Annotated in this window: 12 protein-coding genes; 10 read left to right on the top strand and 2 right to left on the bottom strand. The window is 36.2% G+C overall.

Annotation, left to right across the window (positions count from 1 at the left end):
- Positions 1 to 405 precede the first annotated feature (405 nt).
- From V7266_RS13900 to V7266_RS13880, 5 genes are all read left to right on the top strand, one after another.
- Entirely contained in the window at positions 406 to 1,998 is a 1,593-nt protein-coding gene (locus V7266_RS13900; protein WP_420491403.1) for a peptide ABC transporter substrate-binding protein, read from the top strand.
- Positions 1,999 to 2,103: 105 nt separating this feature from the next.
- Complete coding sequence (locus tag V7266_RS13895) at positions 2,104 to 3,039, top strand: ABC transporter permease (protein WP_335468486.1); 936 nt, start codon at positions 2,104 to 2,106, stop codon at positions 3,037 to 3,039.
- A gap of 3 nt (positions 3,040 to 3,042) precedes the next feature.
- A complete protein-coding gene (locus V7266_RS13890; protein WP_335468485.1) occupies positions 3,043 to 3,966 on the top strand; it encodes an ABC transporter permease in 924 nt (307 codons plus the stop codon).
- Between the two features lie 4 nt (positions 3,967 to 3,970).
- Positions 3,971 to 5,038, top strand: coding sequence for an ABC transporter ATP-binding protein (locus tag V7266_RS13885; protein WP_335468484.1), 1,068 nt, complete (start codon positions 3,971 to 3,973; stop codon positions 5,036 to 5,038).
- On the top strand, positions 5,039 to 5,974 hold the full coding sequence (locus V7266_RS13880; protein ID WP_335468483.1) for an ABC transporter ATP-binding protein: 936 nt from the start codon (positions 5,039 to 5,041) through the stop codon (positions 5,972 to 5,974). It begins immediately after the preceding gene.
- Positions 5,975 to 6,091: 117 nt separating this feature from the next.
- Here the strand turns inward: V7266_RS13880 and V7266_RS13875 are convergent, their stop codons facing one another.
- Complete coding sequence (locus V7266_RS13875) at positions 6,092 to 6,274, bottom strand: hypothetical protein (protein WP_335468535.1); 183 nt, start codon at positions 6,272 to 6,274, stop codon at positions 6,092 to 6,094.
- Positions 6,275 to 6,841: 567 nt separating this feature from the next.
- On the opposite strand from V7266_RS13875, the gene spxA reads away from it, so the two are divergent.
- From spxA to pepF, 5 genes are all read left to right on the top strand, one after another.
- Positions 6,842 to 7,237, top strand: coding sequence for a transcriptional regulator SpxA (spxA, locus tag V7266_RS13870; RefSeq protein ID WP_335468482.1), 396 nt, complete (start codon positions 6,842 to 6,844; stop codon positions 7,235 to 7,237).
- Positions 7,238 to 7,512: 275 nt separating this feature from the next.
- Complete coding sequence (mecA, locus tag V7266_RS13865; RefSeq protein WP_335468481.1) at positions 7,513 to 8,184, top strand: adaptor protein MecA; 672 nt, start codon at positions 7,513 to 7,515, stop codon at positions 8,182 to 8,184.
- Between the two features lie 76 nt (positions 8,185 to 8,260).
- On the top strand, positions 8,261 to 9,772 hold the full coding sequence (gene cls, locus V7266_RS13860) for a cardiolipin synthase (protein WP_335468534.1): 1,512 nt from the start codon (positions 8,261 to 8,263) through the stop codon (positions 9,770 to 9,772).
- A 105-nt stretch (positions 9,773 to 9,877) separates the two neighbouring features.
- Positions 9,878 to 11,074, top strand: coding sequence for a competence protein CoiA (locus V7266_RS13855; RefSeq protein ID WP_335468480.1), 1,197 nt, complete (start codon positions 9,878 to 9,880; stop codon positions 11,072 to 11,074).
- Between the two features lie 140 nt (positions 11,075 to 11,214).
- Entirely contained in the window at positions 11,215 to 13,035 is a 1,821-nt protein-coding gene (gene pepF, locus V7266_RS13850) for an oligoendopeptidase F (RefSeq protein WP_335468479.1), read from the top strand.
- Positions 13,036 to 13,068: 33 nt separating this feature from the next.
- Here pepF and V7266_RS13845 read toward each other — a convergent pair whose 3' ends face one another.
- A complete protein-coding gene (locus tag V7266_RS13845; RefSeq protein WP_335468478.1) occupies positions 13,069 to 13,242 on the bottom strand; it encodes a hypothetical protein in 174 nt (57 codons plus the stop codon).
- Positions 13,243 to 13,301: the final 59 nt, after the last annotated feature.

Raw genomic sequence — 13,301 nt, 5'->3', positions numbered from 1 at the left:
GTATTAATAAGAAAAGATATATCAATATAACTATTCATTGTATTATTATGGTAGAAAATTAATGAGATTATTAATATTACTAATAACGAAATTGCGAGAATTTTAAGATTTTTCTTAAAGTGGGAATACGAGAGATTACCTTACAAAAGCTTGATTTTACAGGTATAAATAAGATGTAGTATACAAAAAATTAAAGTATAAGTCTCAATTATATCATTGACAATTGTAATCATTACGTAATCTATGTTTTGAAAATGTAAATTAATTTTCAAAAAGTAATGTACAATTAGTTGAAAATATGTATAATAGAGAATGTAGTAATTTTTCAGAATAATAGAAAAGGGAGGTCTACTAGTGAAGAAATCAAAAATTTCACTACTATTAGCTCTATCGCTTGTATTAAGTATGTTCCTTGCTGCTTGTTCAGGAAATAATAATGCAACCGACGATAAAAAGAGTAGTGGTGGCACTAGCAAGAAAAAAGATCAGGTACTTAGCCTTAATATTAAGACTGAGCCGTTTTCATTACATCCAGGTTTGGCTAATGATTCAACCTCAGGCGGGGTTATCAGACAAACTTTTGAAGGCTTAACACGTATTGATAAGGACGGAAAGCCTCAACCTGCGATGGCAGAAGAAATCAAAACTTCTGACGATTTGAAAACATACACATTTAAACTTCGTGATTCAAAATGGTCTAACGGAGATCCTGTAATAGCAGAAGATTTTGTCTATGCATGGAAATGGGCAAGTGATCCTAAAAACCAATCACAATATGCTTACCAGCTTTACTACGTGAAAAATGCTCAGGCAATCAACGAAGGAAAAGCAAGTCCTGATACACTTGGTGTAAAAGCAATTGATGATAAAACGTTAGAAGTAACGCTTGAAAATCCTACTCCATATTTCTTGGAGTTAACAGCTTTCTATACTTACTCACCAATCAACAGCAAAATTGCTAAAGCAAATCCAAATTGGTATAAAGATGCTGGTGATCAATATACATCCAATGGACCATTCAAAATGACTGAATGGAAGCACAGCAGCAACATCGTTCTTGAAAAGAACGAAAATTATTGGGATGCTGATACTGTAAAACTTACAAAAATCAACATGGCCATGATTAATGACAACAACACTGAGCTTAATATGTATAAAAACGGTGAATTAAATTGGGCAGGTATGCCGCTTGGACAACTGCCTCAAGATGTTCTTCCACAATTAAAGGCTGACGGTTCACTTCACACTCAAGCAATTGCCGGGGTTTATTGGTATAAATTTAATACTGAAAAGCCGCCATTGAATAATGTGAATATCCGTAAAGCTCTCGCTTATGCAATTAACCGTAAGGCAATAGTTGAAAATGTAACTCAAGGTGGACAAATTCCAGCTATGGCTGCTGTACCGCCATCAATGTTTGAAGAGAACAAAAAGGGTTATTTTAACGATAATAGCACTAAGAAAGCTAAAGAATACTTAGAAGCAGGCTTAAAGGATCTTGGATTAAAAGATGCTTCTGAGCTTCCTGCAATTACATTGTCCTATAACACTGATGAAGGACACCAAAAGATTGCACAAGCTATTCAAGATATGTGGAAAAAGACACTTGGTATCAATGTAAAGCTTGAAAACGAAGAATGGAAAGTTTATATCACTAAACTTCATAGTGGTGACTACCAAGTCGGACGTATGGGCTGGTTAGGAGATTTCAACGATCCAATCAACTTCCTAGAATTGTTCCGTGACAAAAAAGGCGGAAACAATGATACAAATTGGGAAAATGCTAAATTCAAGCAGCTTCTTATCGATTCTGGTAAAGAAACGGATGCAGCAAAACGTACACAAATGTTAAAAGATGCAGAAGCTATCTTTATGGATGAAATGCCTGTAGCACCAATTTACTTCTACACAAATACTTGGGTTCAAGATGAGAACTTAAAAGGTGTCGTAGTATCTGGACTTGGTGACGTACAATTTAAGTGGGCATATTTTAAATAATACCTAACAAAAAAACAAATGATAGAAAGAAGGTATATGGGAGTTAATCCTGTATACCTTCGTTTCTTGATTAAAGCTTTTTAGCAAAAAATGGAGGTGTGTCAATTGGCGAAATATATTAGTAAACGCTTGTTGTATATGATAATATCTTTACTGCTTATCGTTACTGCAACGTTTTTCTTAATGAGAACAGCCCCAGGAAATCCATTTACATCAGAGAAAAAATTACCTCCTGAAATTGAGGCAAGCCTTAATGCACATTTTGGATTAGACAAACCTTGGTATGTTCAATATGGTGATTATTTAATTAAAATTATTCATTGGGATTTTGGTCCATCTTTTAAATATGAATCCCGTACTGTTAATGACCTGATTAATGATGGATTTCCAATTTCCCTTACTTTAGGGATTGAAGCTATTTTATTCGCAGTTTCCATAGGGATCCTTTTAGGAGTTATTGCTGCCCTTAAACATAATAAATGGCAGGATTATTCGGCAATGATAGTCGCCGTTTTTGGTATTTCGGTTCCATCATTTATCATGGCGACTTTTTTACAATATATATTTGCGATTAAATTAGGTTTATTTCCAGTTGCCCGGTGGGAATCATTTGCCCACACCGTTTTGCCTGCTATGGCACTCGGAGCAACACCGATGGCCTTTATTGCGCGTTTAACCCGATCTAGTATGCTTGAAGTATTAAATAATGATTATATAAAAACAGCCAAGGCTAAGGGGTTAAGCAAAGGGGCAATGATTATCAAACATACTATTCGAAATGCGCTTCTTCCCGTTGTATCGTATATGGGCCCTTTGTCAGCTGGTATCATTACAGGAAGTTTTGTTATTGAAAAGATCTTTGGTATCCCAGGGTTAGGATCATATTTCGTTTTAAGTATCTCAAACCGAGATTATACAGTAATTATGGGAGTTACCGTTTTTTATAGTATTTTGTTATTAGCGTCTATTCTCCTTGTCGACATTGCATATGGACTAATTGATCCGCGTATAAAATTGACTGGCGGGAAGAAGGGGGAATAAAATATGCAGCAAATATCGAAAGAAAAATTTCAAATTGTAGGCTCAAAAGCATCTGATGCTGAAAAAATTTCAAAGCCAAGCCTTTCCTTTTGGAAGGATGTATTTATTCGTTTTCGAAAAAACAAGCTTGCCATGTTTGGTGTTATTTTATTGATTATCCTTATATTTATGGCAATCTTTGGACCATATATGACAAAGTATGATTATGCGTCAAACAATTTAATGAACACAAATAAACCGCCAACTGGTACACACTGGTTTGGAACGGATGACCTTGGACGTGATATGTTTGCCCGAACTTGGCAGGGGGCTCGCATTTCATTATTTATCGGTGTTGCAGCAGCTATTATTGACTTTGTAATTGGAGTTACTTGGGGCGGAATAGCTGGCTTTAAAGGCGGCCGTGTAGATGAGTTCATGATGCGTGTAGCCGATATTTTATATGGCGTTCCATATTTACTTCTTGTTATCCTGCTGATGGTCGTTATGGGCTCTGGTCTTGGAACGATGATCTTAGCGATGTCGATTACTGGCTGGATTAATATGGCCAGGATTGTCCGTGGGGAAGTATTATCTCTTAAGAACCAGGAATATGTTTTAGCAGCAAAAACTCTTGGTGCAAGTGTTCCAAGAATAATGTCCCGTCATTTAATCCCAAATGCGATGGGTTCAATCCTTGTAACAATGACATTAACTATTCCTTCAGCTATTTTTACAGAAGCATTTTTAAGTTTCCTAGGTCTGGGGTTAACTCCTCCATTAGCAAGCTGGGGAACAATGGCTAACGACGGTCTTCCAGCTCTTCAATATTATCCGTGGCGATTATTTTTCCCAGCTATTTTAATTGCTTTGACTATTTTTGCTTTTAATGTCATTGGTGATGGTTTGCGGGATGCCTTAGACCCACGACTAAGAAATAAGGGGTGAGAATATGGAAAAAATACTTGAAGTAAAAGACTTAAAAGTCTCATTCCAGGTTTACGGGGGAGAAGTCCAAGCTGTACGAGGAATTAGCTTTGATTTATATAAAGGGGAAACACTTGCCGTTGTAGGTGAATCCGGCTCCGGTAAATCCGTCATGACTCAAACAATTATGCGGTTAATTCCGATGCCTCCAGGAAAAATAACCGGTGGTCAGATTTTATTTAAAGGACAAGATATTGCACGTAAAACAGATAAAGAAATGGAAAAAATCCGTGGGAAAGAGATAGGCATGATCTTTCAGGATCCGATGACATCGTTAAACCCAACTATGAAAGTCGGATATCAGATTATGGAGGTTTTAACTAAGCATCATAATATGAATTCTCAAAATGCCAAGGAACGAGCGATTGAATTATTGAAGCTTGTTGGAATTCCAATGCCCGAAAAAAGAGTTAATCAATATCCACATGAATTTTCAGGCGGTATGAGACAAAGAGCAATGATTGCCATTGCACTTGCGGCAAATCCTAGTCTATTAATAGCGGACGAACCAACAACAGCGCTCGATGTTACCATTCAGGCTCAGATTCTTGATTTAATGAAAGATCTGCAGAAAAAAATGGATACTTCGATCATATTTATTACTCACGACCTAGGTGTTGTAGCAAATGTGGCTGACCGTGTTGCAGTTATGTATGCAGGGCAAATTGTTGAGGTTGGAACTGTTGACGAAATTTTTTATGATCCTCGTCATCCTTATACATGGGGGCTCTTGGCATCGATGCCAAGTCTAGATAGTGACCAAGAGACACAGCTGAATGCAATCCCTGGAACACCACCAGATTTAACGAATCCTCCTAAAGGAGATGCGTTTGCTGCCAGAAATGAATATGCTCTTGCCATAGATTTTGAGGAGGAGCCACCAATATTCCAAATTTCTGAAACGCATTTTGTTAAATCATGGCTGTTACATCCGGATGCGCCTAAAGTAGAACCACCAGAAGCGGTTAAAACAAAGATGCGAAAGTTTTCCTCTAACTTTGAAAAACCGATCATTGTTAAGGAGGGGAAATAAATGGCTGAAAAACTTTTAGAAATTAAAGACTTAAAACAACATTTTAATGTTGGTCGTCCTAATCAGGTCAAAGCAGTAGATGGTGTTACGTTTGATATTTACAAAGGAGAAACGCTCGGATTAGTTGGTGAATCTGGCTGTGGAAAATCAACTACTGGCCGATCAATTATTCGCCTATATAATGCAACAGGAGGACAAGTTCTCTTTAATGGAGAAAATGTTCATGGAAAAAAATCTATTGCAGAATTGAAGAAATTTAATCGAAAAATGCAAATGATTTTCCAAGATCCTTATGCATCTTTAAATCCAAGAATGACAGTAGCTGACATTATTGCTGAGGGAATTGATATTCACGGATTAGCTAAAACCAAAAAAGACCGAATGGAACGTGTATACCAGCTGCTTGAAACGGTCGGTCTAAATAAAGAGCATGCTAATCGTTATCCGCATGAATTCTCCGGTGGTCAAAGACAAAGAATTGGAATTGCAAGAGCATTAGCCGTTGAGCCAGAGTTTATTATTGCCGATGAACCGATATCTGCCCTCGACGTTTCCATTCAAGCCCAAGTGGTTAACTTAATGAAAGAACTGCAGCGTGAAAAAGGTCTTACGTATTTATTCATTGCACATGATTTGTCTATGGTTAAATATATTAGTGACCGAATTGGGGTTATGTACTTTGGTAAAATGGTGGAACTGGCTCCAGCTGATGAATTATATAAAAATGCTATGCATCCATATACTAAATCACTATTATCAGCAATACCTCTTCCTGATCCTGAATCAGAAAGAACTCGTCGCCGGATTATGTATGATCCAAACCAACATAATTATGGTGAAAATGAAAAAGTTGAAATGCGAGAAATTGCTCCAGGGCACTTGGTTTATTGCTCTGAAAAAGAATTTGAACAATATAAAACGCAATATAAAAAATAAACGGTCTCAATCGAGACCGTTTCTCTTTTTTAATTCACAAATATACGCCATAGACATAAAAGATCAACACTTCATGAATATATATTAAGGTGATTCATGAAGCGTTGTTCGTTCAAGTTATTTTTTTCCCCCAACAGCTTTCCAGCCAGTCCGGTATTTGGCACTCTCATCAGTAAATTCAGTTCTGCGTTTACCACCAAATATTTTTTCTCCAATGCCGTTGGTTATAACACCCATTAATGCAGTAATGCCGATAATTAATACAGCAACGATCATCAAATCTGTTATGTAAGCACCCATCATGAATCCCTCCATTTTAGCTATTGGCGTAAATGATTTGATAAAGAATTCCTTCCTCTCATTTTATTGTAAAAGAACTTGTAGTTTATTGAAAGTAAAAATTAAAGAAAGAACAATATTTAGTGAATGCGTTTTCATTTAGGTTTTTTTAATTGAGAATAAAAAGTTAAGAGTAAGTTAAGCTTAGTCATATAAAATTTGAGACACTTAGAGCATGATAAATTCTAAATGTTTATGCTCCAAATAGAGTTAACCTTGCCACGAACATTCAAATATTGAAAGCAATATTTATTCTAATTTACAAGCTTAATTAATGAAAAATAAATGAAACCTTTTATAAAATTATTCGTCTAATATCATGTAGCCATTAGAATTTGAAAAATGCCTCTGTTGTGATTATTTTTCAAAAAGGGATACCTTTTTTGGAAGCAGTGGTGTATAATTTATGATAGAAATTACTTATTTATAATTATTTTAATTACGAAGAGGGTTTCTTCCACAATAAAAATGGGTACATGACTATATAAGATTACAAGTATGTAAATTAAAGAGGAGTGTGAAGAACGGATGGTAACACTATACACTTCACCAAGTTGTACATCATGCCGAAAAGCAAAATCATGGTTGGAAGAGCATGAAATTCCATACACTGAAAGAAATATCTTCTCTGAGCCTTTATCAATGGACGAAATTAAAGAAATTTTACGAATGACTGAAGATGGTACGGATGAAATTATTTCCACCAGGTCAAAAACATTTCAAAAACTAGATGTAAACTTAGATACAATGCCATTACAGGATTTATTTAAATTAATAAAAGAAAATCCTGGTCTATTGCGACGCCCAATTATCATCGATGAAAAACGGCTGCAAGTTGGTTATAATGAGGACGAAATCAGACGCTTCTTGCCTAGAAGGGTAAGAACTTTCCAATTGCGTGAAGCGCAAAAAATGGTTAATTAATTAAAAAGACCTTCTTAGTGGAGGTCTTTTTTTGTCTTACGCGTTAAATTTGTATATTATCATACATTTTGCTATTATAAAAGGAATATCTTATATTAAATCATTAGGCAAACGAATGGTTTTTAAGATTTTATTGTTTTTTATTTCCCATATAAGTACTTTTGTCATAAAATGAAAGTACAAGAGTATTTCTTTTTTTAGATGTCAATCATAATAGTATTATCTGCTTGGGGGTATTTGTCCCTTCAATACGGAAACGGAAGGGAGAGGGTATGATGGAGATTGAACGAATTGATGAATATACTGTAAAATTCTACATTTCCTACGGTGATATTGAGGAGAGAGGCTTTGATCGAGAAGAAATCTGGTACAATCGGGAACGCAGCGAGGAACTCTTTTGGGAAATGATGGATGAAGTTCATGGTGAGGAGGATTTTGTTGTTGAAGGCCCACTATGGATCCAAGTCCAAGCACTTGATAAAGGGTTAGAGGTCCTTGTAACCAAGGCCCAACTTTCTAAAGACGGACAAAAGTTTGAGCTCCCTATCCCTAATGACAAAATAAAAGACATTCCTGTTGATGAAAAAATTGACGAGATTTTAGATCAGCATTTTAGTCATCATGCTTCAGAAGAAGATGAATTAATTCTAGAGGAAGATTCTTTGGAATTTCTGCTTGCTTTTAAAGATTTTGAAGATATTATTAGCTTATCAAATCGAGAAGGTTTAGATAATTTAGATACAAAGCTTTATCACTTCGAAGGAAAATATTATTTATATACTGAATTTCCGGAAGATTTATATGAAGAAGATGAAATTGATGATATTCTAAGTGTTTTACTGGAATATGGTTATGAAACACAGTTGACCATTCATCGGATTCAAGAATATGGAAAAGAGATTATGGCGAAAGATGTTTTTTCAGAAATACGTAAATATTTTAGCTAATACTTATACCGATTTCACATTTGAAATCGGTCTTTTTATCATTATGGATATTTGAAAATATTGGCAGGTGAGTACACTGAAAAACACGGTTAGGGTGGTCTTATTTTTAGCAGTTTTATCGGTATTATTGTTTTACTTTAAAGACCAACTAGAAAGCGGCATCTTCGGATTTTTAAGTGTTTTAATTACACTGTCTGTTATTTTTATAGGGTTTGTCATTTTTTTTGAGAATCGTCATCCTACACAAACGATTACCTGGTTAGTAGTATTAGGGAGTTTTCCGCTGATCGGCTTTATTTTTTATTTATTATTTGGGCGTAATTATCGGAAGGAAAGAATGTTTAGGAAAAAATATTTCCTTGATAAACAAGCGTTTTTAACGGTAGAAGGTGACGACGATCCACGAAGCCAGGAGAAAATCAGTTTAATGGGCCAGCACCAAGGAAAATTATTTAAGCTTGCCCAAAAATTAGGGAATAGTCCTATTTCATTTGATACTTCTACAAAGGTTTTAACCAATGGAGAAGAAACCTTTGACCATATTATTGAACATTTAAAAAGAGCAAGGCATCATATTCATCTTGAGTATTATATTGTTCGTCACGATCAAATAGGTCAAGAGATTAGGGATGTTTTAATTCAAAAGGCGAATGAAGGGGTGAAGATTCGTTTTCTTTATGATGCAGTAGGATCCTGGCAGCTCTCTAAGAATTACATAAATGATTTGAGAAATGCCGGGATTGAAGCCGTTTCGTTTGGGCCTGTTAAATTGCCATTCTTAAATAATAAATTTAACTTCCGTAATCACCGAAAGATCATAGTTATCGATGGGACAATTGGTTTTGTCGGAGGTTTAAATATTGGGGATGAATACTTAGGCCGAAACAAAGAAATTGGCTTTTGGCGTGATACCCATTTAATGCTTAAGGGTGAGGCCGTCCGTACACTTCAGTTAATCTTTCTGCAGGATTGGTATTACATGACTAACCATAGCTTTTTAACAGCTGAATACTTATCGCCCCAATTAGATAATAAACATCATGGTGGTGTACAGCTTATTGCTGGGGGTCCTGATAATGAATGGAGTGTTATTAAAAACATCTTTTTCTCAATGATTGCCTCAGCTGAAAAATCTGTTTGGATTGCTTCACCATATTTTATTCCAGATGAAGATATATTTTCAGCAATCAAAGTAGCAGCATTGAGCGGTGTTGATGTAAGACTTCTCGTTCCAAACCGTCCAGATAAACGAATTGTCTTTCATGCTTCTAGGTCCTATTTTCCTGAACTTCTAGAAGCAGGTGTAAAGGTATACGAGTATCAGCGCGGGTTTATGCATAGTAAAATTATCATAGTCGATAATGAACTTGCTTCAATTGGAACCTCTAATATGGATATGAGGAGCTTTCACTTGAACTTTGAAGTGAATGCGTTTTTGTTTCGAACAAAAAGTACCGAAGAGCTTGTCGAAGAATATATCAATGATTTAAAGTATGCAAGACAGCTGGAATTGGAAACCTTTCAGCAAAGGCATATTGGATTTAGAATCTTAGAATCAACCGCTAGGTTATTATCACCACTTCTTTAATCGTGTTCATGTTGAAACTCGTCGAAAGCGGCGAGTTTTTTTTACTATAAACAGGAGTTTGCTTAGGGATTGTCGAATGGATAGGTAGAAAAGGAGGGGAACAATTTGTTAACTGCATTAACCAAAACGGGAAAAAAGATTTGCCTAGGATTTGAATACAGAAAAGATACACTTATGTCGCTGCGCGATAAGGAAGAATTTATTTGCCCGGTTTGCCAGGAAAGAGTCTTGTTAAAACTGGGAGATCAAAGAATTTTTCACTTCGCCCATAAACTGGGCGGTCAATGCCGTGAATTTTATGAAAATGAAACCTATGAACATCTAGAAGGGAAGAGGCAGCTTTTTCAGTGGCTTATCAAACAAAATATAGCATCAGTTCTTGAATACTATGACCGAAACATCCAGCAGCGGCCCGATATTATGTTCAATTATAATGGTAAAAGGTATGCGTTAGAGTATCAATGTTCTACCTTACCAGATAAAGTTTTCACGAAAAGAACTAGTACTTATTTAGAAAATGGTTACATCCCGTTATGGATCTTATCTAGCAGTCATCTTCATCAGAAACGAAAAGATCTTATCACATTGTCAAACTTTCAATATTCATTTTTAAGAACTGCATCATCTGGGAAACTTTATATCCCTGCTTATTGCCCCGAAAAACAAATCTTTCAACTAGTGGAATCCATTACTCCCTTCTCCATAAAAAATTCTTTCGCTCATCTTTCATCACTACCCATTCAATCCATTGAGCTAGACTCTATTTTAGACCCCCAGAATGACCATCCCTTAACTCAGGCAAGGTGGAGTAAGGAAATGGAAAAATACATCTTTAACTGGGCACTTCATCCAAGGGCCGAGCATAAGCCATTTCTGCAGGAAGTCTATAATCAAGGATTAAATATCTTTCTGCTCCCACCTGAAATTGGTCTGCCGGTTGATCACTCTGTCCTTATCCAAACACCTCCGTTTATTTGGCAAACCTATTTGTTTGTCGATGTTTTAGCCCATAAGACTCCCCATGAACTAATCACGCTGAAAGAAATTTACACCTCCTTTCAAAAGAGAATCTCTAAAAAACAGATAATAATTCGCCATCTGCCACAAGTGAAAAACGTGAACCCCTTTTCTGTAATGATTGAATATCTACTCCTTCTAGAGAAATTTAATTTCCTCACCAGGAAGGGTGACATGATATTTGAAGTGCAAAAGAAGATCTTATTCCCCCATACAAACCGTGAAAAAGAAGAAGCAAAGCAGAATTTTCTAGTTCAATATGAAAATATGCTAACCCGGTCATAAAAGCAGGGAATTTATATTAATATTCGCCATATGGGCATAATATAGGGGGAAGGCATTTAGATTTGTTAAAGGAAAAAATCAAAATAAGGAGAATATGTTAATAGTAAGTTTTTCCAAGTAAGATGAATGGAGGATGAAAAATGGCAAATGAAACAAAAGTAAAGCAGCTTCCAGCAAGAAGTGAAATTTCTGTTGAGGACACATGGAAATTAGAAGATATTTTTGCTAGTGACCAAGATTGGGAAAAAGAGTTTCAAGAAATAAAGAATCAAATTTCTGAGATAAAGCAATATGAAGGAAAACTAGGAGAAAGTGCTGAAACGCTCTATCAAGCATTACAGTTTCAAGATACGCTGTTAGAACGAATCGGCAAGCTCTATACATATTCCCATATGCGCTACGATCAAGATACAACGAACTCCTTCTACCAAGGCTTAGATGACAGGATGAAAAATCTCTATTCTCAAGCCGCTAGTCAATTAGCGTTTATTGTTCCGGAAATCCTATCTATTGATGAAGGAAAGGTAAATAGTTTTCTAAATGAAAAAACAGAATTAAAATTATATGAACATGCCCTTGAAGAAATCAATTTGCAGAGACCTCATGTACTTAGTGCGGAACAGGAAGCTTTGCTGGCTGAGGCTAGTGAAGTTATGGATGCCTCAAGCAATACATTTGGTATGTTGAACAATGCAGACCTTGAATTTCCAACCATTCAAGACGAAAACGGCGAAGAGGTCGAGGTAACACATGGCCGTTACAGCCGCTTCTTGGAAAGCGCCGACCAGCGTGTTAGACGTGACGCCTTTACAGCAGTTTATAAGACATATGGAGCCTTTAAAAATACCTTTGCAAGTACGCTAAGCGGGAATGTAAAAAAGGATAATTTCAATGCAAGGATTAGGAAATATGATTCTGCAAGACATGCGGCCTTATCAGCCAATAACATTCCAGAGAGTGTTTATGATAACCTTGTAAATACGGTGACGGAAAATCTTCCCTTGTTACATCGATATATAAAGCTCCGTAAGAAGGTACTCGGACTTGAGGAGCTTCATATGTATGATTTGTATACTCCGCTAGTGAAAGATGTAAAAATGGAAATCAAGTATGAGGATGCAAAAGATTTAGTGGTAAAGGGTCTAGCGCCATTAGGGGAGGAATATTCAAATATCCTAACAGAAGGATTCGAAAACCGCTGGGTGGATGTTCATGAGAACAAAGGCAAACGCAGTGGGGCCTATTCATCCGGGGCCTATGGCACGCATCCGTACATCTTAATGAACTGGCAGGATAATGTAAATAATTTATTTACGCTTGCTCATGAATTTGGACACTCTGTGCATAGTTACTATACACGTAAAAACCAGCCGTATGCTTATGGCAACTACTCAATCTTTGTGGCGGAAGTAGCTTCCACCTGTAATGAGGCTCTGCTCAATGATTATTTATTAAAAACCATTGATGATGAGCAAAAGAGAATTTACCTATTGAATCATTATTTGGAGGGCTTTAGAGGGACTGTTTTCCGTCAGACTATGTTTGCTGAATTTGAACATTTAATTCATCAGAAGGCACAAAATAATGAGGCGTTAACGGCAGACTCTTTAACTGAAGCTTATTATGCTTTAAATAAAAAGTATTTTGGTGAAGAGGATATTGTGATAGATGAAGAAATCGGTCTGGAATGGGCGAGGATTCCACATTTCTATTACAATTATTATGTCTATCAATATGCTACCGGATTTAGTGCAGCCACAGCTCTAAGTAAGCAAATTCTTGAGGAAGGTGAGCCGGCGGTGAAGCGCTATATAGAAGAATTCCTGAGTGCTGGAAGTTCTAATTATCCAATAGAAGTTCTAAAAAAGGCGGGAGTAGATATGACCAGTGCAGCTCCAATTGCTGATGCTTGTAAAGTATTTGAACAGAAATTAAACGAATTAGAAAAGTTACTATCATAAGGAAAGGGATGGAGCCGGTATGGCCCCATCCCTTTAAAAACCTCTAAAACGTCTCCGATCATTTAGATAAACAATAAAAATAAGTATGGAAGTAAACAATATAGGTGCACTCAGCAGCATAGGGAAAATGTGAATCAATGCAAGGATATGAAGAAAAAAGGCAATAGCAATAAAAAGGATCATGATGAAATATGGTATTTTGCCCATTAAGATTCCACCTTTACTAGTGTATTACGTAGTATAGACAGTTGAATATGAGAATTGTG

It is taken from the genome of Neobacillus drentensis (genome assembly GCF_036965645.1).
Lineage (GTDB): Bacteria > Bacillota > Bacilli > Bacillales > Cytobacillaceae > Neobacillus > Neobacillus drentensis_D.
The sequence above is the reverse complement of the archived record's forward strand: the minus strand, read 5'-3'. Positions and strand labels throughout refer to the sequence as shown.

What these genes read in the sequence shown, in the direction of transcription:
- pepF (WP_335468479.1), top strand. Translation starts at nt 11,215, where the DNA reads ATGGCAAATGAAACAAAAGTAAAGCAGCTTCCAGCAAGAAGTGAAATT.
- V7266_RS13900 (WP_420491403.1), top strand. Translation starts at nt 406, where the DNA reads ATGTTCCTTGCTGCTTGTTCAGGAAATAATAATGCAACCGACGATAAA.
- V7266_RS13845 (WP_335468478.1), bottom strand. Translation starts at nt 13,242, where the DNA reads ATGGGCAAAATACCATATTTCATCATGATCCTTTTTATTGCTATTGCC.
- V7266_RS13875 (WP_335468535.1), bottom strand. Translation starts at nt 6,274, where the DNA reads ATGGGTGCTTACATAACAGATTTGATGATCGTTGCTGTATTAATTATC.
- spxA (WP_335468482.1), top strand. Translation starts at nt 6,842, where the DNA reads ATGGTAACACTATACACTTCACCAAGTTGTACATCATGCCGAAAAGCA.
- V7266_RS13890 (WP_335468485.1), top strand. Translation starts at nt 3,043, where the DNA reads ATGCAGCAAATATCGAAAGAAAAATTTCAAATTGTAGGCTCAAAAGCA.
- V7266_RS13885 (WP_335468484.1), top strand. Translation starts at nt 3,971, where the DNA reads ATGGAAAAAATACTTGAAGTAAAAGACTTAAAAGTCTCATTCCAGGTT.
- V7266_RS13880 (WP_335468483.1), top strand. Translation starts at nt 5,039, where the DNA reads ATGGCTGAAAAACTTTTAGAAATTAAAGACTTAAAACAACATTTTAAT.
- mecA (WP_335468481.1), top strand. Translation starts at nt 7,513, where the DNA reads ATGGAGATTGAACGAATTGATGAATATACTGTAAAATTCTACATTTCC.